The 20,480-nt window shown below is 33.4% G+C and carries 31 protein-coding genes and 2 pseudogenes; 9 read left to right on the top strand and 24 right to left on the bottom strand.

Annotated features, from left to right (window positions below):
• Positions 1–183: 183 nt before the first annotated feature.
• From LCP48_RS12920 to LCP48_RS12940, 6 genes and pseudogenes are all read right to left on the bottom strand, one after another.
• Positions 184–902, bottom strand: a pseudogene (locus LCP48_RS12920) (PBSX family phage terminase large subunit); the annotation flags it as partial.
• Between the two features lie 32 nt (positions 903–934).
• Positions 935–1,066 carry a hypothetical protein gene (locus LCP48_RS23510; RefSeq protein ID WP_404805418.1) on the bottom strand — a complete coding sequence of 44 codons (132 nt, stop codon included), beginning with the start codon at positions 1,064–1,066 and terminating at the stop codon, positions 935–937.
• A 96-nt stretch (positions 1,067–1,162) separates the two neighbouring features.
• Positions 1,163–1,390, bottom strand: a complete 228-nt coding sequence (locus LCP48_RS23515) for a hypothetical protein (protein ID WP_004230328.1) — start codon at positions 1,388–1,390, stop codon at positions 1,163–1,165.
• Positions 1,391–1,610: 220 nt separating this feature from the next.
• A complete protein-coding gene (locus LCP48_RS12930; protein ID WP_004230330.1) occupies positions 1,611–1,847 on the bottom strand; it encodes a DUF3953 domain-containing protein in 237 nt (78 codons plus the stop codon).
• A gap of 239 nt (positions 1,848–2,086) precedes the next feature.
• Entirely contained in the window at positions 2,087–2,608 is a 522-nt protein-coding gene (locus tag LCP48_RS12935; RefSeq protein WP_009370434.1) for a GNAT family N-acetyltransferase, read from the bottom strand.
• A 175-nt stretch (positions 2,609–2,783) separates the two neighbouring features.
• Entirely contained in the window at positions 2,784–3,218 is a 435-nt protein-coding gene (locus LCP48_RS12940; RefSeq protein WP_004230332.1) for a helix-turn-helix domain-containing protein, read from the bottom strand.
• Positions 3,219–3,811: 593 nt separating this feature from the next.
• Between LCP48_RS12940 and LCP48_RS12945 the strand changes: the two genes are divergently transcribed.
• Together LCP48_RS12945 and LCP48_RS23340 are read left to right on the top strand one after the other, a co-directional pair.
• Positions 3,812–4,048: a hypothetical protein gene (locus LCP48_RS12945; protein ID WP_009370431.1), complete on the top strand. Its 237-nt coding sequence runs from the start codon at positions 3,812–3,814 to the stop codon at positions 4,046–4,048.
• Between the two features lie 115 nt (positions 4,049–4,163).
• Positions 4,164–4,286 carry a hypothetical protein gene (locus tag LCP48_RS23340; RefSeq protein ID WP_004230338.1) on the top strand — a complete coding sequence of 41 codons (123 nt, stop codon included), beginning with the start codon at positions 4,164–4,166 and terminating at the stop codon, positions 4,284–4,286.
• A gap of 386 nt (positions 4,287–4,672) precedes the next feature.
• Here the strand turns inward: LCP48_RS23340 and LCP48_RS12950 are convergent, their stop codons facing one another.
• From LCP48_RS12950 to LCP48_RS12960, 3 genes and pseudogenes are all read right to left on the bottom strand, one after another.
• Positions 4,673–4,894: a hypothetical protein gene (locus LCP48_RS12950; RefSeq protein ID WP_004225265.1), complete on the bottom strand. Its 222-nt coding sequence runs from the start codon at positions 4,892–4,894 to the stop codon at positions 4,673–4,675.
• Between the two features lie 98 nt (positions 4,895–4,992).
• Positions 4,993–5,815: pseudogene (locus LCP48_RS23520) on the bottom strand (DUF2785 domain-containing protein).
• 257 nt (positions 5,816–6,072) lie between these two features.
• Positions 6,073–6,258, bottom strand: a complete 186-nt coding sequence (locus LCP48_RS12960) for a hypothetical protein (RefSeq protein WP_004225257.1) — start codon at positions 6,256–6,258, stop codon at positions 6,073–6,075.
• Positions 6,259–6,404: 146 nt separating this feature from the next.
• Between LCP48_RS12960 and LCP48_RS12965 the strand changes: the two genes are divergently transcribed.
• Together LCP48_RS12965 and LCP48_RS12970 are read left to right on the top strand one after the other, a co-directional pair.
• Complete coding sequence (locus LCP48_RS12965; protein ID WP_004225253.1) at positions 6,405–6,665, top strand: hypothetical protein; 261 nt, start codon at positions 6,405–6,407, stop codon at positions 6,663–6,665.
• Between the two features lie 177 nt (positions 6,666–6,842).
• Entirely contained in the window at positions 6,843–7,373 is a 531-nt protein-coding gene (locus tag LCP48_RS12970) for a hypothetical protein (protein WP_009370427.1), read from the top strand.
• A gap of 42 nt (positions 7,374–7,415) precedes the next feature.
• Here LCP48_RS12970 and LCP48_RS12975 read toward each other — a convergent pair whose 3' ends face one another.
• The 4 genes from LCP48_RS12975 to LCP48_RS12990 all read right to left on the bottom strand — a co-directional run bounded on the left by LCP48_RS12975 (position 7,416) and on the right by LCP48_RS12990 (position 8,590).
• A complete protein-coding gene (locus LCP48_RS12975; protein ID WP_004225249.1) occupies positions 7,416–7,601 on the bottom strand; it encodes a hypothetical protein in 186 nt (61 codons plus the stop codon).
• Positions 7,602–7,736: 135 nt separating this feature from the next.
• Positions 7,737–7,937: a terminase small subunit gene (locus LCP48_RS12980; RefSeq protein WP_082431438.1), complete on the bottom strand. Its 201-nt coding sequence runs from the start codon at positions 7,935–7,937 to the stop codon at positions 7,737–7,739.
• A gap of 51 nt (positions 7,938–7,988) precedes the next feature.
• A complete protein-coding gene (locus LCP48_RS12985; RefSeq protein ID WP_036218687.1) occupies positions 7,989–8,171 on the bottom strand; it encodes a phage terminase small subunit-related protein in 183 nt (60 codons plus the stop codon).
• A gap of 152 nt (positions 8,172–8,323) precedes the next feature.
• Positions 8,324–8,590: a hypothetical protein gene (locus LCP48_RS12990; protein WP_004225240.1), complete on the bottom strand. Its 267-nt coding sequence runs from the start codon at positions 8,588–8,590 to the stop codon at positions 8,324–8,326.
• Between the two features lie 1,230 nt (positions 8,591–9,820).
• Between LCP48_RS12990 and LCP48_RS12995 the strand changes: the two genes are divergently transcribed.
• From LCP48_RS12995 to LCP48_RS13005, 3 genes are all read left to right on the top strand, one after another.
• Entirely contained in the window at positions 9,821–10,162 is a 342-nt protein-coding gene (locus LCP48_RS12995; RefSeq protein WP_004225235.1) for a hypothetical protein, read from the top strand.
• 222 nt (positions 10,163–10,384) lie between these two features.
• On the top strand, positions 10,385–10,648 hold the full coding sequence (locus LCP48_RS13000) for a hypothetical protein (protein WP_036218739.1): 264 nt from the start codon (positions 10,385–10,387) through the stop codon (positions 10,646–10,648).
• Between the two features lie 50 nt (positions 10,649–10,698).
• Positions 10,699–11,121, top strand: a complete 423-nt coding sequence (locus tag LCP48_RS13005) for a ferritin-like domain-containing protein (protein ID WP_009370424.1) — start codon at positions 10,699–10,701, stop codon at positions 11,119–11,121.
• Positions 11,122–11,365: 244 nt separating this feature from the next.
• Here the strand turns inward: LCP48_RS13005 and LCP48_RS13010 are convergent, their stop codons facing one another.
• Positions 11,366–11,524 (bottom strand): phosphatase PAP2 family protein, encoded by a 159-nt coding sequence (locus LCP48_RS13010; protein ID WP_269799429.1) that lies wholly within the window; start codon positions 11,522–11,524, stop codon positions 11,366–11,368.
• Between the two features lie 578 nt (positions 11,525–12,102).
• Positions 12,103–12,351: a hypothetical protein gene (locus LCP48_RS13015; protein WP_004225224.1), complete on the bottom strand. Its 249-nt coding sequence runs from the start codon at positions 12,349–12,351 to the stop codon at positions 12,103–12,105.
• A gap of 193 nt (positions 12,352–12,544) precedes the next feature.
• On the opposite strand from LCP48_RS13015, the gene LCP48_RS13020 reads away from it, so the two are divergent.
• Positions 12,545–12,742 carry a hypothetical protein gene (locus LCP48_RS13020; RefSeq protein WP_004225222.1) on the top strand — a complete coding sequence of 66 codons (198 nt, stop codon included), beginning with the start codon at positions 12,545–12,547 and terminating at the stop codon, positions 12,740–12,742.
• A 215-nt stretch (positions 12,743–12,957) separates the two neighbouring features.
• Here LCP48_RS13020 and LCP48_RS13025 read toward each other — a convergent pair whose 3' ends face one another.
• The 3 genes from LCP48_RS13025 to LCP48_RS13035 form a co-directional block, all read right to left on the bottom strand.
• Complete coding sequence (locus LCP48_RS13025) at positions 12,958–13,278, bottom strand: DUF1827 family protein (protein WP_004225220.1); 321 nt, start codon at positions 13,276–13,278, stop codon at positions 12,958–12,960.
• 715 nt (positions 13,279–13,993) lie between these two features.
• The gene (locus tag LCP48_RS13030; RefSeq protein ID WP_009370423.1) at positions 13,994–14,383 is read right to left on the bottom strand and encodes a VOC family protein; all 390 of its coding nucleotides are present in this window, start codon (positions 14,381–14,383) and stop codon (positions 13,994–13,996) included.
• Positions 14,384–14,843: 460 nt separating this feature from the next.
• A complete protein-coding gene (locus tag LCP48_RS13035) occupies positions 14,844–15,404 on the bottom strand; it encodes a hypothetical protein (protein ID WP_225340258.1) in 561 nt (186 codons plus the stop codon).
• 273 nt (positions 15,405–15,677) lie between these two features.
• Between LCP48_RS13035 and LCP48_RS13040 the strand changes: the two genes are divergently transcribed.
• On the top strand, positions 15,678–16,619 hold the full coding sequence (locus tag LCP48_RS13040; RefSeq protein ID WP_225340259.1) for a DMT family transporter: 942 nt from the start codon (positions 15,678–15,680) through the stop codon (positions 16,617–16,619).
• 136 nt (positions 16,620–16,755) lie between these two features.
• Here LCP48_RS13040 and LCP48_RS13045 read toward each other — a convergent pair whose 3' ends face one another.
• From LCP48_RS13045 to LCP48_RS13070, 6 genes are all read right to left on the bottom strand, one after another.
• Positions 16,756–17,235 carry a GNAT family N-acetyltransferase gene (locus LCP48_RS13045; protein WP_009370420.1) on the bottom strand — a complete coding sequence of 160 codons (480 nt, stop codon included), beginning with the start codon at positions 17,233–17,235 and terminating at the stop codon, positions 16,756–16,758.
• A 456-nt stretch (positions 17,236–17,691) separates the two neighbouring features.
• The gene (locus tag LCP48_RS13050) at positions 17,692–18,060 is read right to left on the bottom strand and encodes a hypothetical protein (RefSeq protein ID WP_004225208.1); all 369 of its coding nucleotides are present in this window, start codon (positions 18,058–18,060) and stop codon (positions 17,692–17,694) included.
• A gap of 95 nt (positions 18,061–18,155) precedes the next feature.
• Positions 18,156–18,530, bottom strand: coding sequence for a DUF6713 family protein (locus LCP48_RS13055; protein ID WP_225340260.1), 375 nt, complete (start codon positions 18,528–18,530; stop codon positions 18,156–18,158).
• A gap of 45 nt (positions 18,531–18,575) precedes the next feature.
• Entirely contained in the window at positions 18,576–18,893 is a 318-nt protein-coding gene (locus LCP48_RS13060) for a YqfO family protein (protein WP_004225206.1), read from the bottom strand.
• Positions 18,894–19,014: 121 nt separating this feature from the next.
• The gene (locus LCP48_RS13065; protein ID WP_225340261.1) at positions 19,015–19,620 is read right to left on the bottom strand and encodes an ABC-2 transporter permease; all 606 of its coding nucleotides are present in this window, start codon (positions 19,618–19,620) and stop codon (positions 19,015–19,017) included.
• Entirely contained in the window at positions 19,613–20,479 is an 867-nt protein-coding gene (locus LCP48_RS13070; protein WP_004225204.1) for an ABC transporter ATP-binding protein, read from the bottom strand. Before LCP48_RS13070 ends, LCP48_RS13065 begins: the two co-directional genes overlap by 8 nt.
• Position 20,480: the final 1 nt, after the last annotated feature.

Genomic DNA, 20,480 nt, shown 5'->3' on the forward strand with positions numbered 1-20,480 from the left:
ACTATAGGCACCTTTCTACACTGCAATACATAGAATACATTTGAGGTAATTCATCACTCTTAAAGTAAAGAGGATATTAATTAAAATGAATAAAAATAATTCACAACAACCTTCTGTGACTACAGAAATTCAGATAGCAAGACTTGCCTATATTGGGGCCTCAATTGCAATTCTGGGCGATGATACCCGGATTGCCCCAAAGTGCTCATAGCCCCAGTCAACAGCAGCAAAATATTTAACGATGTTGAGTTTTTCGAACTCTTCACTAGCAATATAGTTTCGGTCCTTATTAAAGTCCTTGTATATGATCCCTTCTGCCGACAACCATAAACCGTGAATATCTCGATCTGTAAACATTCCGGATCCAGAAAGATGTTATCAAACAAAGTGAAATGAAATACCTTGATATTTAATCTTCCACTTTAAAGTAACTGTCCATCTTTATCGATAATGTCTGTCTTAACTGGATGTGCTGGATTTTCTGGGTTAGTACCTAAGAGGATTAGAGCCCCTGGATATGAACACCGTGAGATAACCTCTTTGACAAACATGTCATGTAATGCGGTACCTTCGTTAAAAAATCCACCTGCTGCAGTAAAACCACGTGCCTTTTTCCATTCATCCGCATTGGTTCCATCAAAGCAATAAACCTTATTACCGAATACACGAACAGCATTAGTTTTATCCAACTTTAATTCTTTGCCTAAGATAGCCTCCATATCATCAAGCACGTTACGTCGAATACTTGCTTGTGTGGATCCACCAATAATAAAAGAGAGCCATTGGTTTTCGAACTTGGCAATGTGCATTAAAAAAAGCAGTATAAGAACAAATGTCTTACCCGCCCTCTTCGCACCACTAGCAGCCAATATTTTAGGCTTTTCATGAATAAAGCAGTCCATAACCTCTTTCTATTTGGGTGTGAGTTCTGCCATTATCCATCACCTGCCATTTTACGCAGCATCTTTGCAATTTCGTTTTCTTGGGTTGTTGTATCTCCAGATTGAATCTTTTCGATTTCTAGTTTTGTTTTATCGATACCTAACTGCATCTGCTTAAGTTTCAAACGACGCTCATCATCCTGGTCAGCCATCTCAACAAATTGACGAATAGAAGAACGCAACTCCCCAATTGCTCTAGATTGAGCAGTGAGTAGTTGCGCCTATCGTTCCCATGCGAATTGGAATTCATATTCTTCCTCTGTTACAGCCTTTTCTACGCCTCCACCATCCTCTTTTGAACGCGGATAGTAATCGTATTTTGCCTTTTTGAGCTCCTTAATTATTTCGTCTTTAGATTCGACGTGCATAATCCTTTGAGCCCTTATGATTGCAGCATACTGTATCTGTATTTGATCCCAGATTAAATCGGCCGGAGAACGCTCGTTCATCGCCTCCATGATTTCGAGTGTTTCTTCTGGTAGGAACTTTTGAAAGAAAACATGTGTAACAGCAGCAGTGTTCCGTTTTGTAAATTGGTTTGGTGGATTAGGATTACCTTTATTTCCAACAGCGTAGGTATTGCCTTTTGGGGCTCCTAACTGACTTTCTACAGTTGCAACCTTCTTAGTTTTGGACGAAGTTCACATATAAACCACTCCTTAATGTTGGTCATAGTAAAGCTGTGAATTGATACATTGATAAATAAACCGCAAATAAAAATAGCCCGATTAATAACCAACCATAAACTTTTCTCTCGCTCTGAAATGCTTCAATTCCTTTAGTTAACATGAATAAACCTGAGAAGAATACCATTAAAAAAGTCAGATCGTAATCCCGTGTTATAAGTAGGTAAGCTGAAAGAGAGACAGTTATGATAGCAAAAACAATTTGTAAAATGTTAAGCATAATATTCCACTCCTCTTTAAATATCATATAACAAAAAGAGAAGTCATGGAAATGATTGTAAATATTTAGCCTTTAATATTAATTAAGATTCCCTTAAAAAATATAGGCCGGCCTACCTCCGAGTTTACATCATATTTTTTCTTTCACAAAACATGATACATGTTTTTCATTTGTTCCTTTTGTTACATTTGTTCCAAACATTATATTTACAATTTTATTAAAGCACCTTCAGTTTAGCATCAGAGTTTAGATAATACCCTATTAAGGTTATTCCATTCGTATGTGAGAAGATTCAATTCCTTACCTGCAATTGTTAGCTGTTCGGATTTAATTAAATTTGCACCATAATACTCATAAAAATAACGAGTTCTATTGTCTTCTAATACCTCCACAAAAACTTTATTGAATCCGAGTTCTTTAAATTGAAGAAAGAGTTGTTTCAATAGTTGTTTTCCAACTCCCTTTCCATGATATTCTTCAAGGAGATAAATAGATGTTAAATCCCCAGAATTAGGGACATTATTACTTTCTCTTTTTCCGCAATCAGCAAATCCTACAATTTCACCCTCATTATTTTCTGCAACAAATACATAATTCCCCTCTTTTGAAATATTGCTATCCCATAAATCAGTTCGTTGTTCATATGATAATTTCTCTAAAAATCCTTCAGGTATGATGTTTTTATAAGTAGATCTCCAACTATCAACGTGTACTTTTGCAATACCCTTTGCATCAGTCAACATAGCTTTTCTTATGTTCATTAAATACACCTCTTAAAAAAGTAATTAAAATATATATTCCGTTCTAATACTAATAATCCTTTTTCTTAAAGCTTGACCCAATAACTTAAGAACATTTCTTTACAATCTCTTTATGTTACTAAACAATCTTGCCCGATTGTTGAACATATGTTATTAAAATGAAGTAGCTCAATGGCTACTTCATCATCTGACTCAAAATATTATTTCTTACTCTAAAAATTGTCGTACTAGATAATCTCATATGCTTTCCAATTGCACGCATGCTATCGCCATCAAGCAATCTATAAAGTACCTCAATTTCTCTATCTCCATGTACTAACGAAATACGTTTTTGCAACTCTGCAATCTTTTGCTCATATTCCTTAATTCGATAATTTAGTGAATAAACACGGCGTTGCACTTCAGTATACACTGGATCACTTGTCCCACCACTAGCCTTTGGTAATGTTGCATCGATGCCATACATAGCCGTCTTAGCCACAATGTAGCTATTGTTATTAGCTTTCGCTACAGGCTGCCTTGCTTCCTCAATCGTTTCAACCATCCACCGATAATTCTCATTCCACTGAACTAAATCCTCTTTTGCAACTTTAATTCGCCCTGTTAACATAGTTTTGCCCTACTATTCCCACACTGGTAGGTATGGTATAATAACTTAACGAACAAGCCATCAATGGGCATAAAGCAATTCGAGCTGTAGCGTGGGATGACGCTGCGGCTTTTTCAAAAAAAGGAATGATGATATGAACCAATTAATTCAATATATCAGCTACAAACCAAGCTTGTAGGGAGTGCTGTTTCTTCCCTTGACCTCCCTGCAAGCTTGGGTTTCTCAAGGGAGCTGATATTGTTGAAAAATCGTTCTAAAACCTATATTCGCCATCAGAGAGAGCGAATCATTCGAAAGAAATGGTCAATTTTAAAAGATGTAATGTTACGAGAAAGTGAGTTCATGCCTGTACGTGGTACATTAAGCAAAGGAAAAATTCATTGCTCATGTAGAATGTGCCGATACGAGCAGTATCACTCGATTCCAAAAGCCAAACATAAAGCAAAATTAAAAGCTATGAAAAAGGAAATAGACGATTATGTCTATTTCCATTTTTCGTATTTCCTTACATCCTTTTTAGTTTGCTTTACCAGTTACGACACTGTAGCTTTTTTGTGTTAAAATTTACAAAAAATACATAACGAGGTAATGCTATGGACATATTTACAGATATATCAAGCATCAGAAGTCTGTGGTTATTAATACCACCAATGATCTTACTACCAGTTGTAATGATAGGATGTGCTGTAATTTATAAAATCCTATTGGGCAATATTTTGCCAAAGAAGATTTACAACTTTTTGCTTGGCCCAATTGCCCTTCTTGGATTCTTTATTTGGGCTATCCCAATGAACATGGGATTTTATGAGTTTTTTAGAGCGATGCTTTAATCGCTCTATTTTTATTTAATACTCAAAATGTTCAGTAATTCATATTAACAATGTAATTTGTTCCATTGAACAACCTATTGTATAATATAATTAACAAATATTAGGGGGTTCCGGAATGAGTTTATTCGTTGCTTCTACCTTTGCAATGATTGCTTTAATCATTGCTTTACTTAATGACATGAAGATTAAGAAATTAGAGAAACGTATCGAAGAACTTGAAAAAAGCAAATCGAATTAAACACTACTATCTTATAGATGGGAATCCCATCTTTTACTGAACAATATCTTTCTGACACGATCCTCAAAATGTTCGGTAATAAAAAATGGTTTTAACACCCAACTTATGTTAAGCTTAAAGCGAGATATAATTTACATAAATTGGAGGTATACAAATACCTGGAAATTTACGTTTTATTGTGCAAGTTGTTTCAACAATTTTAGCTATCATCTTTGTTTTCATGAACTTTTTGGGGCATTGGACAGCAGACAGATTCTTTCAGATCATATTTTTTATTGGTATGATTTTCGCTGTTTTCAGTGTAGGTATTGAAACGGAAAAAAAGCTAAGAAACAGAAGCTGATTGGAATATAAGCCAATTGGCCTTTTTTACTGAACAATATCTTTCACTTGCTCCCATCATCCCAATTCCACAAGCTCAATTGCCCTTTAGCTGGCACTGGCTCAAGTAAAACTTTCATTGTTTTCAGCTCCCATTCATATCGACCATCCATAAAATCACCAAAGTACAGTTCATCACCCTCTAATTTTTTTCCGAATTCCATGCCTGCAGCACTTAACTTAGGCAACGGTGATAGAGAATATGTACTCACTTGAAAATAATGCAAAAAAAGTCACTCACTGTTTTTCTAATGAGTGACTTTCTTTATAAGCCTAACTGGCTATAATCTCTTCAACTTGGGGTGCTTTCCCCTCATTTTTTTAATTAAGAATAGTAAACTTTTTCTACTTTATATAATGTATGCTCGATAGTCGAGCAGAGAGTGGCATCCACTTTGTAAAATTTAACACGAAAGTATAAACTTTTCAAAAAGTTCTTTATATTATTTTTTTGCTTAAAGGCAGGGAGAAATTCTGAATTTTTCTCCACATCACCGAAACTTTGAATCCATTGCTCTACATGAGCCTGACTAAGTATTTTTCTATTTAAAACACTAATTATGGATTTTACCATTCTCTCATCTTCCCCATCGGAGTAAATTCGATCTGTTATGGTCATCTTTTCGTAAACCAAATCGAGGATAGTTAAGAGGTCATTTTTATCCAGTTCGGAACATTGTGCCAAATCATCTAAAGCATCCGCTGCATGGGCTATGGCATGAGCCCAGCCTTTTTTCTTCGTCATACCCACGGTAATCTCGCTCTTCTTGTACACTGTAAAATACTTTCTCTTTTATGTGATGAATTTGCTCACTTGAGAGAAATGGTGATTCTCTATGCCTTGTGAAGAGGAGCGGTATGACTAGCATGGAGAAAGATCGAGTAAAGACAGAGTCTGTATTTGTTTCACCAAGCTTAAAAAGCAAATGGTTTTTATCCAAAACAACCGGAAGAAGTTGTTCTAGTTCGTTTGCTGTTAGAGTATTATCAGGAATCCAGTGTGATAAGGTTGTATAAATTAGCTCATCACGTAGTTGGGCATCCAAAGAACCGATGTTATTTATCATTTCTAGTATCAACTGAAATCTATCGGGAGGTGCTTGGTACCCATTTTCTTTTATTAATATCAACTTTTCTTTTAAATTCATTTTACACGCTCCTACTAGGAATTATCTGAACTAACTTTTTCAAGGGTTTCTACTAACTATACGGCTTTTTCCGTACCCTTCTTCCCTTCCTATATTGAATACTAATTTTTTCTCCTTTTAAAAAAAACATCTGTTCACTTATTTAATTATAAGCGAACAGATAATGAACATTCCATATTTAAACAGCTTCATTATTCATTAACTACTTTTTGGCTCTTTTTGTTTCATTCTACTTTGTAACAACGGGTATGATAGTTTCATTCTCTGCGGACCATTCTGATTACGTTGTAACCCTTTGCCCTTAAAAAGTTGAAAGCAACATCGTCTGTTAGTGCTTTATGTTCTTCGTGTGTTAAATGTAAGCTTGATAAACCTATAATTGGTACATTGTCAGGCTTGCGTTTGAATAAAAATTTTACTGGCACTATTACTTCATAGCTCATAATCTTCACCCCTTTTTATAGATATTCCTACATTTTAGGTTAATTCCCTTCCATAAAATCGATGACCGACTTTTATTTCTATGTACAAAACATATCTAATTACCTAAAATGGTAAATAGTAGTTAGATATATTGAGGTGAATATAAATGAATAATTGTCCTAATTGTTTAGCCAGTAATCCTTTTAAGAAAGTATATAGAGATGGTTTAGTATTTGTGAAATGTGAATATTGTAATACGATTTTTGAAGATATTCCAAAGAGAAAAACGAGAGAAGTGTCGGAGAGAGTACGAAACGAAGTCCAAAATGATGTGCAAAAAGAAAAATCTTCAGGTAAGGCTCTAGCAATTGGCATAGGACTTATGATCCTTTATTTTATTATTGATACGATATCTAAACTTTATTAAATTATAAACTAAAAGTTTGTTATATGAACAAGGGTATTTATGCTATCTCAGTCTTTCTGTTAAAAGAATGAAAAAAGCCCAGGCACAAATATTTAAGTACCTGTGCTTTTTATGTACACGTATAACGAAGTTTCCTAAAATGATAAATAATCCATAAAAAGGTGAGGAGGGGTATTTATGAAAAATTGCCCTAACTGTTTAGCTACAAACTCATATAAAAAATTTCACAAAGAAAACACTGAAATATACGTATGTGAATATTGTGGTGCAGTATCAGAAGATTATACAATAGAAACTCATATAGAATTTAATCATTCGGAAACAGTAAGAGAGTCAGAAAATAGAACCTACTATTATAAAGAAGTGACTCCATCAAAATGGCCGAAAAAAATCGCACTAATTTTGATTAGTATAATAGGATTATTGGTAATTGGACAATCCATAGAATTGTTTTTTTCAGACGAAGAAATGCCAATAAATCAAATCTCAACCATTACGCCCGAAAAGTTTCGAAAGCTCAAAGTAGGTATGAGTGAAGAAACCGTAAAAGAAATCGTAGGATACTGGGCCTTGCACGAAGATGGAGATAAACTTAATTATAAGGGAGAAAACGGTGTAGAAGAAAATTCTAGGGTAAGTTTAGAATTTTATAATGGTAAGTTAGAAGCTATATATGAATTCGGATTAATTACAAAAAGGAAATATTAATATGGTTATCCATAAATTACTTTACTACTCTAGCAAAATTATTTAGACCAAAACTGCATTGGACTCGGACAATTGCACATTAAATAGATCATGTGAAAACTCATTAAACTTATTACGATTTAGACGCCCAAACTTGGTTGCTAATCCATCTGAATATGCAGCAGCTATTACCCGCTTATCAGGATTTTCACCCAAATAAAAAGACGGAAACGATTCTGTTACCGTCATACTTTTACCATGTCGTGGAAGGATCTCTATAATATAGATAACTGTTCACCATCAACCACACGTTGGAGCACATCATAAATTAATTCAGTATGACGAAAGTGCTCATAATGGCCAAGATGTACATATTCAACATAATCACGGTAGAAGCGGCTTGCCGATTTCATCATTTAAAATTTCCTCAACACTGTCAACTAGTTGCTGTTTTAGCCGCATGATTTCTTCTTTTATACCTTCAATTACCATCAAACGATGAGCATTTCGATTAGCTGTTATATAGTCGCATTGATATGCTTTTCGATAAGATTTTGTAGCATTGAAGTATTTAACGTTATACATACAAAAAAGCAACTGTTTATCGTTGAGACCGTCACTTGGGACAATATCAAACTATACAGTTGCTTGCGATTCCGCTTCAAGACGATCATACCAGCTATCTTTGTTTTTCCACCCACGTATAGTTCCCTCAGATCCACCTAGTTGCTCAGCTATATCCTTTAGCTTTATATCACCGTTATGAGCTTTGTAAAAATTATACGCTTGGTCACGTCTTGGATCCCTTGCTCTAGCCATATCTCATTTGTTTGTTTTGTAATCACCCCATTATGCTAGTCGCTTAATTCAATGAAAATAAAAAACCACGCTCGAATGAACGTGATCTAAAAGCTATATTTATTTATCAAAAAAACTCTATTACACATAAAGTATAAATAAACTTTTGTATTTTATTCATCCGGTAATGACTCTATGGAATCACATTTATTACATGTAATAAGCTTAGCTTTAAATTCTATACTTGTTGAAAGTTTCTGCAACATACTTAACTCAATAGCCAACTTTTCTATTTCAACAAATCCCTGACTTTGCAATCTAGAAGTGTCTAGTTCAAGCTGTTTTAATGACTGTTGAATTAATTCTAAATTCTCCATATATTTTTCTAAAATCTTTTCAGTATCCAAAATATCATCCTGATTGGTTGTGTCTTTAATCATTTAACGACTCTTCCTTTCTCTCTATAAAGTCATCTTTACCATGTATATTTTTAATACATGAGATATTAATTAACATCTTAGGAAATGGAATAAAAACACCTTTTAAATCCTATTTAATTAACACCATTATAAAGGTGTTTAACTTATTTAACAAATTACCATTTTCATAGTTAATTGCATAATAAAAAAGCCACACCTATTGGTTATGGCTTTGTAAATTAATTAAGGAAGTACATACATAACTGTCACTGCTGCTCCAAACGGAAGAGCCCCATCCCTGTTACAATTCTGACAGATAATAAATCACATTTATTTATAGCATAGTTAGCTGTTGTTGAACCACAACAATTGGGGTTTGCAGCAGTATTTGGCCCTGTTACTGAAGCAATAACACCTGTTGAAATCGGGTCAGTAAAACCACAGCTTCTACTAATAACTTTCTTCAGCCGTTACTGTATCTGCAGCTGTTAATGTATTATCACGTACATTTTAAACTAATCCAGTTATGATGGCATTTTCGGGTATATATGGGGCTTAGAATCTAAAGAAACATTGATTTTTCTCACAACCCGTACATATTGTTTGCATTTAGGCTTTTATAAATACCAAGTGAAGAAAGATTTACGTGCCCGACCTCCCCTCCATTTTACACCGGATATTATTACATTTGGCACATTTGTAATAGTTTAAGACTGTTTTCTCAAAGACTGTTGCTTCTGGTTTGGCTATCTTCTTCAACTTAAGCATCCGAGAGTTGAAGTAGATTTCTTCACAAATTTGTATTTTTAATTAATTATTACTGTTCACACGCTTCTTTATTTTTCTTATGTCAATTATAAGCCATTTTAAGATTGCAATTATTAGTACTAAAAGTGGTGTTGCCTGGGCTATGAGAAACCCTATCCAAAAATCATTCATAGTACTGGTTGGAGAAGCTGTACCCATTCCACCTACCCAAAAGGACATTGGGATTGAGATTACATTGAATCCCAGACTAATCATAACAAATCCAATATTAGGTGTTACTACTACGGTATTATGTCTTTGTATATGAATTCACCTTTGTTTACAGATTCATTTATATTACACTTTCTACTAAACAATTCACACTTTGCTTTTATTTTTAAAGTAACTTGATTAATAAGTCTATTTAATGTAGAAGCGTAATGCATATTATGTAAATGTAATCTGCAGATTATTAGTCTTTCGTTAAAAGGAGGTGAAAATTACATGCCTTTAACTACTGGTCCAATTGAAAATACAGGAAACCTACCAGCTAATGCCTCTAGCGTTCGCATCAAAGTTCTTAATCTCACTGGCGGTTTATTAACAGGAGTAGTAAGGGTTTTCAGACTAAATGGCACGAGACAATTATTATCAACAACTCCTTTTGCTGCTAATGCTAACGCTTCTACTTTTGTCACGCCAAGTGTAGGTGGATCCGCTCAATATGAAGTTGAGATTGTTCCTAATCAAACAGGCGGATTATACAGCGTTTACGGTCGAACAGCTTCAGGTGTAATCATCGATGCCCAACGATTTGTGAACTCAGAATTAACACCGATTCTTTAATTTTATAAACAGATTTCACTGTTGAAATCTCGGAAGCCTTATACTCAGTGATAAGGCTTTTCGTATTTTATCAATTCCTCTTCCAATTTCTTTATGATTGGAGCATCATTTTGTTGAGTTAAACCCTACAGTAAATTTTTATCATCACCTTTCTATACTGCAATACATAGAATACGTATGAGGTAATTCATCACTATGAAAGAAAAGGGGATATTAATTAAAATGAATAAAAATAATCAGCAACCACCTTTGGAAACAACAGAAATTCAGATAGCAAGACTTGCTTATATTGGTGCTTCGATCGCAACTTTGGGCGACGGTCTATCTGCTGTTGCAGCAGGTTTAGCATTAAATGCTTTAGAAAAATCAAGTAACCAAGATCCTCAAGTCCAAAATAGTGACCAATCTAAGGAAGTAGAGGATCTTCAAAAGCAGATAGATTATTTAATAAGTGAATTAAAACAAGTAAAAAAATCGATGCGATAAAACTACTTTAAAAAGTGACATTAAAAAATAAACAAAAGGAGGGTAAACCTTTGCAATACTTTGTACAACCAACTTCAAACAATAAATTAATTCTCGATCTAGTTAAAGCCATAAACGGAGAATTTAATGCTATTCGATTTTATGAACATTTGGCTCAACTAGCTCCAAATAAAGAAGTTAAAAATCGTATACTAGAAATACGAAAAGATGAAATGAGACATTACCAAGGTTTTGTTTATACCTATACTTACCTAACTGGTCAACAACCATCTCCACAGATAAACAAAACATTACCACAGAATTTTAAGAGTGGTATCCTAACTGCATTTAAAGATGAACAAGAAGCAGTTGAATTTTATCACCGTGTTGCTAGAGAATATAATATTCCTTATATTAGTAATCAATTTAGTTCAAATGCTTCAGATGAACAGAATCATGCAGTTTGGTTTTTATTCTTTATTAACCAATATTGATAAAGAAGCATTACCGACTAAACGTCGGTTTTTTTATTTATTATCTGTACGTATGAATAATACTTTCAATTAACTACATAGCTATAAAAAACTAAACTTGTATATGTTAATTTCAAAACAAACTCAGCTGTTCATATTTTTGTTCTTTGACAGATTCATCCACTATTTCAGGCACATTCTGCACCATTTCTTCTATTTTTTGCACCTTGCTTATCGTTAAAATTAGCCGCTTCTAGCGTGGTTCTTAATCTAACTTTTCTAATAGCCTGTAGTTCCTCTCCATTAGTGTTAATTTCGAAAGTGTAAAAGCAGAAATAATTCCAATAAGAGCACCTACAATTACATCTAAAGGATAATGAACTCCTATCCAAATAAGTGAAATTCCGACTAATATAGCAAGCAAAATTCATAGAATCCATTTTCCTTTTTTAAATAACCAAAGAAACATACAGAATGAAAAAAATAATATGGTATGATCATTTGGAAATGAATTATTTATTGCTTTTTCTATCAACTGATTTGTATTCGAAAGGACAGCCAATGGTTGGTGATTAAAATGTAATAACCCTAAATTTCCCTATCACTTTGATTTATAAAACTCTTTATGATTAGTTGTCTCAATTGCTCGTTTCTACACGTACAATTGAACGTGTTTTTTTTTTTGCATATTCATAATGTATAATTGAATCAATCTGGATAATGCAATATTTACCACTTTATGTTATCCTTATATAAATTATTAGGAAGCCTCGGGGGTTGTTATGCGTTGAAAATACATTCTACAAATAGATATATCATATTTATTTTCGGTATTACTTTGATGATAACTGGAGTGGGAAGATTATCTGGTTTCCTTGAATATGATTCAGTTATTCCAAATCAATCTGTTGCACTACTATACATACCTATGGGCGTTTTTGTAATGTTCATTTCTTACTTTGTTAAACCAAAAAAAGAAAAAGGTTAATAGTTTACTATCTTTCAAGCACCTTCCTCATATTGTGTAGTTAGAAACTGTAAACAACCATCCTTGAAATATCTCTTTAATTCTCTTTTCCTAACAACCATTTCTTTATTGTTATTTACTAATCTTACATACTTACTATTCTTTGTTAGTTTGAAAGTATAACTATCGTATGTTTCAACTTTAAAACCTATGGTATAGGTTCTGCGATACTCTAATTTGCTAGGTAGCCAACCTAGCTTATGACGTAACATAAATGGTTTCATAAAACATACTCCTTTATTATCAATTCATATCAATTTACTGACAGCCTATATTGACTTTCGCACTTTTGTACTTCCTCCATCAACATCAAATACTCATATTGTGCAATAATCAAACCAAACCATATTTTCAAATATTACCTAATCATGTTATTATTTCGTAAGTCATTACCTAAATATCAGGAGTTGTTATAAAATGAAAACACATTCTAGCATTGGACATATCATATTTGTTTTAGGCATCGTATCACTTTCAATCGGATCAGCGAGATTAACAGGTGCCCTAGAATACAATTCATTTATTTCAAATAAATCTATTGCAATACTACTCATTGTGATAGGGGTTTCTGTTATGTTCATTTCATTCTTTGTAAAACCTCTAAAAGTTAAATAACTTTACAGAACAATATCTCTTAGATATTTAACTCCAATTGACCTGTTATTTCTTGTACATGATCATTCCAAGCAATTTGATAATTACTTGCTATCAGAGTTAGCAGGAACAATTTAAAAAGCCTCTAACAGTCGAAGTGATAGTTGCCAACTACGTTTAAAAAAGACTATTAACGATATAACTAGTACTCCTATTATTTTATAAGTGACCTGACTTTACTGAGAAAGTGAATTAATTTTTTTATTACGAATATGAACAACCCCTGTATTACTAACTTTTATATTCACTTCTGTAATGCCTCTTTTTAAAATATGTTCTATTGCATATCTAATCTCCCATTCTTTTACCTGACCAAGATCATTTGAAATACTAGCATGGCTAGATTTCTTATTTTCACTATGAATAATGACTGTCCCTTCACATTCGTATACCTTTACAACACCACCCATAAAACCAGAAGCAATAGTTACAACATCGACTCTTTCTTTTGTTATATCTCGAAATGTTTTAGTTGGAAAATTATATATTTTTGCCATTTTGACCTCTCCTTTTTCAGAACATTCGTTTGTACTTATAATAGAACAAGCGTTTGCTCTTTAGCAAGGAAAAATTTATGAAAATAAAAAAACTTTGTTATTTGATAGTGATTAAATTCTTTCTTCTAAATACTATAAAGCTAAGTTTTATATATAACTCCTTAATTTTTTCATGATTTAAATACAAAAAAATCCGGGCTCAACATTAATTGAGTACCTGGACTTTTTGTCGTCGGAGTATTGCTTTTGTAGATTAACACTTCTACCTGTACAACTTCTGAACAAAATATCATAAAATCTCGGATAATTTTATTGTTTTGCTTTCATTGTTATAGACTATCTTCTATAAATCTGCAATTTCACGGACTGGTCCGTTGCAAGTAATGTGTCAATTCTTTCATTTTAATAAATCTCTCTAAAACTATTAAAGTGGGGTATAAATTGAGGTGCGGTTTACACCGAACCTCCCCACCCCTTTGATATCAAGGGGTTTCTATACCTGTCTAACAAAGCGTATCTAAATGTATTTAACTGCGGTACGCGCACTTTTGTACCTCCGTTTGTACAATGCATATTCAGTCGCTATTGAAGCACCACTTTCTTTCCAGTAATCTTGCTGTTTTATTAATACCTCCAGTAGGTTTAGCAGACTGTAGATCAACTCAATAAGGTTTGATTTATTTAGTAAAGTCCCAAGGGCAATGTTCACATTTTTTTAAGAAGCTTCTTTACAAATCATTAGTAAATTGCCATCTAAATCTTTGAACACAAAATAAAAATTGTCCTGAATCTCTGTAACAAGTTCAACATTATTTTCTTTCATAAATTGATAAGAAGCTTCAATATCATCGGTTAAAAGCTGAATTGACGGAACTTGGTAAGTAGAAATATCACCATCTTCTTTTCTCCACTTTGGCATGGAATCTAAAATTAATCCAGCTGTACCTTTCATGGGTACCACGAATAAATGTCCAAAATATTCTTCTCCCCCTTCCAAACCAAGTATTTTTCTGTACCATTCTTTTGCTTTCTCTAGGTTACGAACTGGAACAAATACACCTCCAATTCTGTTTTTTATTGGTGATTTGTAATCATGGCTAGTCACAAATACATCCTCCTTAATAATTTATTTCTACTTGTGGAACTCTATATTTTTTCTATTTCAACATGATATTCTACTATTCCTTCTTGCACTAACCCAGATAAGTTGAAGGAACAACACTTTTAGAAATAACTAAATAGAAGCAGCTTAAAATATTGTTTCTCATCTTCAGACGTTCGTTTCAAACGTTCAATTAGAACGTCAAACAGCTTTAATTATTGGTATATTCTAATCCTTTATTTTCTAAACACCTCATTAGTGGCTGGATTTATCATGTTACTTCATAGAATTTTGCTCTAGTCTTATAGATTTGCTGCTACTACGTATACGATCCCTAATCCTTTGCCTCCTTGGCGAAAATAAAAAGCCATGAGATCCATCAAGAATTAGGAGCAAGTACTTCTTCCCATCTCATGGCACTCATAGCATCTAAAAAGAACACCCATGTTAGGTGCTCTTCCGATCAATTTTTCTTGTTTAAATCATCTGGATAAACTATCGTGTTAATTACATCTCCATTTGATTCATCTTTAAAAATTACTTTGACTTTATAATCCTTTTCATCCACACCATTAAATAATTGATAGTACATACCTGTTAAAGCTAGTCCGAATGAGGCCATTGTATCAAGACTATTATCAAATTCTTCTTTGTTTACAGATAAAGTGAATTCTGAAAAAGATTTGTCATAGGTTACATCTTTAATAGATTTGAACTCTTCACTTGCTTTAAGCTCATCTACACTTGCTAGAATGCCTTCTTTTAAACCTTTCATCATTTCTTTATGTTCTGTTTCAGACATTTTATAAGTTAAAGAACCATCATCGTTCCTACTGACTTCCTTCATCCCACTGCTTTTTGCCTTTGAAATAACAGAATCAATGTCCTGACCCTCAAAAAATAGAGCTGGAATAGTTACTTCTACATCCCCACCATCTTTGCTACCTTTTTCCTGGCCCTCACTACAACCAGAGATCAAAGCACCTAGTAATAAAAATAATGGTAGTATCCATTTTCTTGCCATTAAATCTCCTCCTCATACTCCAATATACAGAATTTGAAGAGATTACACTATACTTTATTAACATACAGCTCTATTTCTTAACCTCTTCTATACATGAAACATCATTTCTTCGTCAACTTTAATGTGCTTAAACTGGTGACGTTCGACATCATTAATAAAATCTATTTCCTACTAAGCGTTCAATGCTTAACTTTATAAAATTCAACACGTACTTTGATATAATCAATCATGCGTTGTTTTACATTTCTTCAACAAAGGTTGTGATGAATTTTTATGTTTGCAGTACTTTTGGCTATAAGTATTGGAGTTATTTTTGCTGTGCAAACAGCCATTAATGCTCAATTAAGAAAGTTTGTGATTTCTCCTTTTTTAGCTTCCATGATCTCCTTCGCTATTGGTGTCATCTTCTTAACTATTACATTAGTAAGTAGTGGTTCATCACTGGGGATTCCATTAGATTTATTGTTGACCCAACCTATCTATATTTGGTTGGGGGGAATTGGTGGCGCTATTGCGATAACTACTAACATTCTTCTGTTTCCTAAATTGGGAAGTGTGCAAACGGCCATCCTACCGATCTTTGGAATGACTCTCATGAGTATGTTCATCGATCATAATGGCTGGTTTAATGCAACACAATATTCCTTTGGTTGGAATCGAATCTTTGGCATATTACTAGTCTTACTAGGTGTCCTTTTAGCTACAGCTATACGAAGCAAGAAAAATGACCAATATTCACCTCAAATAAATAAGGAGAGGATGTTGAATCAATGGATTTGGCGAATAGTAGGCATACTAGCAGGAATGTTACTAGCTATCCAAATTGCTGTTAATGGGCAATTAGGAAAAGTTCTTCACTCCTCTTCTCATGCAGCCCTTGTTTCATTCTTTGTTGGTACTATTACCTTGATTATAATTGTTGGGTTAAAGGATCGTTCTTACACAAATATTAAAGAGCCTTTTAAACAAGCTGCTCCTTGGTGGATATGGACTGGTGGGATCTTAGGAGGATCTTATGTTCTCATCAATGTGTTTCTTGTCAATCAAATTGGTAATGGCCAAACTGTAGTCCTTGCTTTATTCGGTCAAATCACTGGTAGCTTGCTGGTACAGCAATTCGGTTTGTTTAACTCGATAAAGAATCGTATTCAACCATTACAAATAATTGGTTTAATGGTGATGATAGCTGGTGTATTTTTAATTAGGCTATTTTAAATAATTTCCTTTGTTAACTTAACCTTGAACGATGAAACTCTTTTTCAAGAATGGATGCGACATTTCCCCCAAAACATAAAACCAGAGTTCATCTACGAAATGTAGCATAAACTCTGGTAATGATTGTGGTCCATCTTTATTTTATTAATTGCCTCATGATGATTTCTTCGCCGATGCGTCCTATTAGCCTTTCATTCGTATCTTCAAACCCTACTTTTACATATAGTTTCTGTGCTGGTATATTATCTTTGTCTACAACTAAAACAATTTCATCGCAATTAGGAAATTCTGCTTTAACAAACTCAACTAGTAATGTCATTCCTTCTTTTGCGTAGCCCTTCCCTTGTTCCATATGATTAATTGATAATGCAGATAAGAGCATCGCATTTCTATTCGTAGAATATTTTTTAACTCGTTCATTAGAATTTAGGAGAAAGAAACCAACAGGTGTATTTTCACTTAGAATTACAATGCGATGCTGTCCTTCGTTAATTTCCTCAAAATTGCTCGGCAGTGCAGAAAATTGTTGTTGCTCTTCAGTAAGTACAAAAGCGTTCAGTTCTTGCATATATTCACTTGAAAAATGCTTTAATACTACCTTCTTCAATTTTTCCATTACGTAATTCTCCATTCGCTTTTCTATACTTTACCACTTTATTAGCTGGTGGTCATTCATTTATTTGAAATTTCGAAAAACACGTACGTTAGATAAATAAATCACCTAATAAATGCCTAGGCTCAACATTAATTTGAGTATCAAGGCATTGTTGTTACTTATACTTACTTTTGGATATGGTTACAGGGATAGTGGTAACCATTAATATTAACCCTAGATAGAGAGGATATTTTAAACATGCATTCGTTGAATACCCCAATAAATAAGGCATACCTATTAAGGCCATAACTACTCCAATTACAAACAAACCCATTTCAATTTTTCTAATCATATTTTACTCCCATCCCTTACCATTTCTTACTCATTTTCTAACGCTAACCCTATAACCAGAGAGGCTTTATCTGGAGCTTCTTTAAAATAAAAGACACCCCTCAGAAATAAGGAATGTCTAACTTTTTATCTATACACATCTAACAGATTTAACAAATATCTTTCTAATTCATTAATCGCAAACAAAACTTCCTTATGAAGTCTATCCTCGACAACGCTATCATCATTAAAGACCTCTAAGTATTTATTCACTTCTATAAAGAATTTTTCATACTCCTGTAAAAACTTATCAATCGTTTGATCACCAGGTGTTACAGATAAATAAATTGTTTTAAATAAATTAAAATCACTATACGCATTACTTAAAAAATAGATAGCCAGTATTCTATCGTTATTAATATACAATTTCACAAAAGATAGATTTTGTTTCAATTTTTTCAATGCATTGATAAGATTGTTCGTTTGCTTCAACATATTTGCCGTATTACTATACATCTGATAATCACCTCCATCTTTATAATAAGCAGAAAACCTACAAATTGGAATAATTTTCTGCAAATTACTAGCTGAAAACTTCGCTTATAATACAATTAAATCGAAATATTAATTAATAATGCTAAATGTATTACCGAAAGGATCCCCATTGGATAAATAATGGATCTTGAAAAGCTATTTTTAAATTCATTTCGAGGATGCCTTTCAAAAAATAAATGCAGGATGGCATGAATGATAAAGAATAAATCAAGGACCCAAAACATGATGGTTTGATAGTGACTGAAAAGTAAGGAAAGGATGAATACGTAAAGAAACAGGTGAATAAAAGTGAATACTTTATAAGCCTTTGCATCTTCCATATCTTTAAGTATTATAAACAATCGCCACTCAGAGCGTCTTATTGCATCCATTTCGTGCAAAAGAAATAAAGAAAAGTTAAATAAAAAAAGAATGAGTAATAAATCAGGCATATAAAACCTCCTACAATCTATATACCAAATGTTACTATAAAATCACTAACGAAATACTAAGTAAACACGCCTAAATATGTCGATTTGTAGGACTAAGAAGGCTTTCATTCTTTTTCTTATTACCTTTTTTACTTCATTAATTTTTGCATAAAGACATTTAAATTCCATATTACATTCAGTTCCAAATGGAATTTCTCCTCTTTTTCCGTTAAATGGTACAGCTTTATTTAATGGCCTCCAATATCCTTTTGTAACAGTGTAAGAAACAACATGGTCATAATGACCAACTGTTAAAACCCCTAGTTTATGTTCAATCGATTCTTCTGGTAATAAGACTTCAAACTTTACAAATTTTATATCCATTCGACACCTCAAACGTATTATGTTATCGACTCCATCCATCCCTTATATATAGGTTCAAGTGGCACCATTCTAAAATTGGTCACCTTCCTTAAGTAAACCTAGACAACTACACAGCACACAATCAGAAGGCTTTTCGTTGGTAAATAATATGTGTAATTCCCCAAGAAATAATATAGATTAGCATAATAAAAAGTGTTGCCCCTGTATATAAAACCGTAACGGATGTATGATCTACAAAATCAATAATTGTTGTTAAGTGTTCATTCATATACAATGCAATTGGTCGTGAAATCCAAGTTAAGAGGATAAAGCTAATAAGTATAACCGTTGTAATATACCCCTGTTTAAAAATCTGAAATAATGGGAAGGTAAGCGCACCAAATAGTAAGAATAAGCCACTACCAATGGCAATGTCAGATATCGTAAAATGTTTATTGAAAGCTAGAAGCGCTAGACTTGTAACACCTATGGATAAAATCATATAGACAATCGCTCCAAGATAGCGGGATGCGATAATTTCTGTACGTGTGTATGGCAAGGAGTTTAATAATATGTTCGTCTCAACTTTTTCATCGTATGCATACGTGTTAAAGGGAATAAAAATACTGGCGACCAGAAAAATTAAAACGGGTGGTGCCCCCAACAAAATAAAAACTAAGATAAAAGGAATAAAAAGCAATAGCTGCCTTTTCTGTAGTATGACATCGCGTTTAATTAAATTAAGCATGATGGATGCCTCCTTTAAAGTAATACATGATATCTTCCAGAGAGGCACGTTCAATAATAACTGTGTCTCCAAAAATATTTTTCGCTGCTTTAATATTATCCGTTAATGCTTCAAATCCTGTGGATGCACGATGAACATGGACAAATGCTTTTTCAGTGTCTCTATCAAGTAGATTCAACTCACCTTTAACGAGCGCATAGTTTTCAGCTACATCGTGTATAGATTGATTAAATACTAATTCCCCTTTCTGTATAAAAGCTATGTAATCTGCGATACGATCTAAATCAGTTGTAATGTGCGTAGAAAAGAAAATAGTGCGATTGCCATCAACCATTAATTCCTGTAATAGATCTAACAGCTCCCGTCTAAAAATGGGATCTAATCCTGCTGTTGGCTCATCCATAATAATTAGCTCTGCATGATGTGAGAGGGCTATTGCTAATGAAGCCTTCATTTGCATCCCTTTTGAAAATGTTTTGATTGCTTTGTTAAGCGGTAGTTCGAATTGTTCTACGTATTGATAAAATAATGTATCGTCCCAGCGCTTGTAGGCAGGTGCAACGATACGTTTTATATCTTTTAAGTTCAACCCTTCAAAAAATATATTGCCATCGTATACAAACCCAATGCGCTGCTTAATCTCCTTCTCATGCGTCTTGTAGTCCAATCCAAAAAGCTTAACTTCTCCAGCATCTGGCCTTAATAGATTCATCATCGTTTTTATCGTTGTGGACTTACCCGCTCCATTCGCTCCAATGAAACCCGTTACAAAGCCTCGCTTTACCTGTAAATTTATATGATTTACGGAAAAGCCTTTGAACCTCTTTGTGACATTCTTTAACTCGACTACATTTTCCATC

Source organism: Lysinibacillus capsici (assembly GCF_020217405.1).
GTDB classification, from domain to species: domain Bacteria; phylum Bacillota; class Bacilli; order Bacillales_A; family Planococcaceae; genus Lysinibacillus; species Lysinibacillus capsici.

Excerpts from the sequence above, each read along its gene's own strand:
- LCP48_RS13015 (WP_004225224.1), bottom strand. The coding sequence starts at position 12,351 with ATGAAACCATTTATGTTACGTCATAAGCTAGGTTGGCTACCTAGCAAA.
- LCP48_RS12975 (WP_004225249.1), bottom strand. The coding sequence starts at position 7,601 with ATGACGGTAACAGAATCGTTTCCGTCTTTTTATTTGGGTGAAAATCCT.
- LCP48_RS12990 (WP_004225240.1), bottom strand. The coding sequence starts at position 8,590 with ATGATTAAAGACACAACCAATCAGGATGATATTTTGGATACTGAAAAG.
- LCP48_RS23515 (WP_004230328.1), bottom strand. The coding sequence starts at position 1,390 with ATGAACGAGCGTTCTCCGGCCGATTTAATCTGGGATCAAATACAGATA.
- LCP48_RS13025 (WP_004225220.1), bottom strand. The coding sequence starts at position 13,278 with ATGGCAAAAATATATAATTTTCCAACTAAAACATTTCGAGATATAACA.
- LCP48_RS13065 (WP_225340261.1), bottom strand. The coding sequence starts at position 19,620 with ATGCTTAATTTAATTAAACGCGATGTCATACTACAGAAAAGGCAGCTA.
- LCP48_RS13000 (WP_036218739.1), top strand. The coding sequence starts at position 10,385 with ATGAATAAAAATAATCAGCAACCACCTTTGGAAACAACAGAAATTCAG.
- LCP48_RS12960 (WP_004225257.1), bottom strand. The coding sequence starts at position 6,258 with ATGAGCTATGAAGTAATAGTGCCAGTAAAATTTTTATTCAAACGCAAG.
- LCP48_RS23340 (WP_004230338.1), top strand. The coding sequence starts at position 4,164 with ATGAGTTTATTCGTTGCTTCTACCTTTGCAATGATTGCTTTAATCATT.
- LCP48_RS13045 (WP_009370420.1), bottom strand. The coding sequence starts at position 17,235 with ATGGAAAAATTGAAGAAGGTAGTATTAAAGCATTTTTCAAGTGAATAT.
- LCP48_RS13035 (WP_225340258.1), bottom strand. The coding sequence starts at position 15,404 with ATGGCAAGAAAATGGATACTACCATTATTTTTATTACTAGGTGCTTTG.
- LCP48_RS13040 (WP_225340259.1), top strand. The coding sequence starts at position 15,678 with ATGTTTGCAGTACTTTTGGCTATAAGTATTGGAGTTATTTTTGCTGTG.
- LCP48_RS12935 (WP_009370434.1), bottom strand. The coding sequence starts at position 2,608 with ATGAACATAAGAAAAGCTATGTTGACTGATGCAAAGGGTATTGCAAAA.
- LCP48_RS12970 (WP_009370427.1), top strand. The coding sequence starts at position 6,843 with ATGAAAAATTGCCCTAACTGTTTAGCTACAAACTCATATAAAAAATTT.
- LCP48_RS12965 (WP_004225253.1), top strand. The coding sequence starts at position 6,405 with ATGAATAATTGTCCTAATTGTTTAGCCAGTAATCCTTTTAAGAAAGTA.
- LCP48_RS13070 (WP_004225204.1), bottom strand. The coding sequence starts at position 20,479 with ATGGAAAATGTAGTCGAGTTAAAGAATGTCACAAAGAGGTTCAAAGGC.
- LCP48_RS12930 (WP_004230330.1), bottom strand. The coding sequence starts at position 1,847 with ATGCTTAACATTTTACAAATTGTTTTTGCTATCATAACTGTCTCTCTT.
- LCP48_RS12945 (WP_009370431.1), top strand. The coding sequence starts at position 3,812 with ATGGACATATTTACAGATATATCAAGCATCAGAAGTCTGTGGTTATTA.
- LCP48_RS13050 (WP_004225208.1), bottom strand. The coding sequence starts at position 18,060 with ATGTATAGTAATACGGCAAATATGTTGAAGCAAACGAACAATCTTATC.
- LCP48_RS13020 (WP_004225222.1), top strand. The coding sequence starts at position 12,545 with ATGAAAACACATTCTAGCATTGGACATATCATATTTGTTTTAGGCATC.
- LCP48_RS13060 (WP_004225206.1), bottom strand. The coding sequence starts at position 18,893 with ATGGATATAAAATTTGTAAAGTTTGAAGTCTTATTACCAGAAGAATCG.
- LCP48_RS12980 (WP_082431438.1), bottom strand. The coding sequence starts at position 7,937 with ATGTATAACGTTAAATACTTCAATGCTACAAAATCTTATCGAAAAGCA.
- LCP48_RS13055 (WP_225340260.1), bottom strand. The coding sequence starts at position 18,530 with ATGCCTGATTTATTACTCATTCTTTTTTTATTTAACTTTTCTTTATTT.
- LCP48_RS12995 (WP_004225235.1), top strand. The coding sequence starts at position 9,821 with ATGCCTTTAACTACTGGTCCAATTGAAAATACAGGAAACCTACCAGCT.
- LCP48_RS12940 (WP_004230332.1), bottom strand. The coding sequence starts at position 3,218 with ATGTTAACAGGGCGAATTAAAGTTGCAAAAGAGGATTTAGTTCAGTGG.
- LCP48_RS12985 (WP_036218687.1), bottom strand. The coding sequence starts at position 8,171 with ATGGCTAGAGCAAGGGATCCAAGACGTGACCAAGCGTATAATTTTTAC.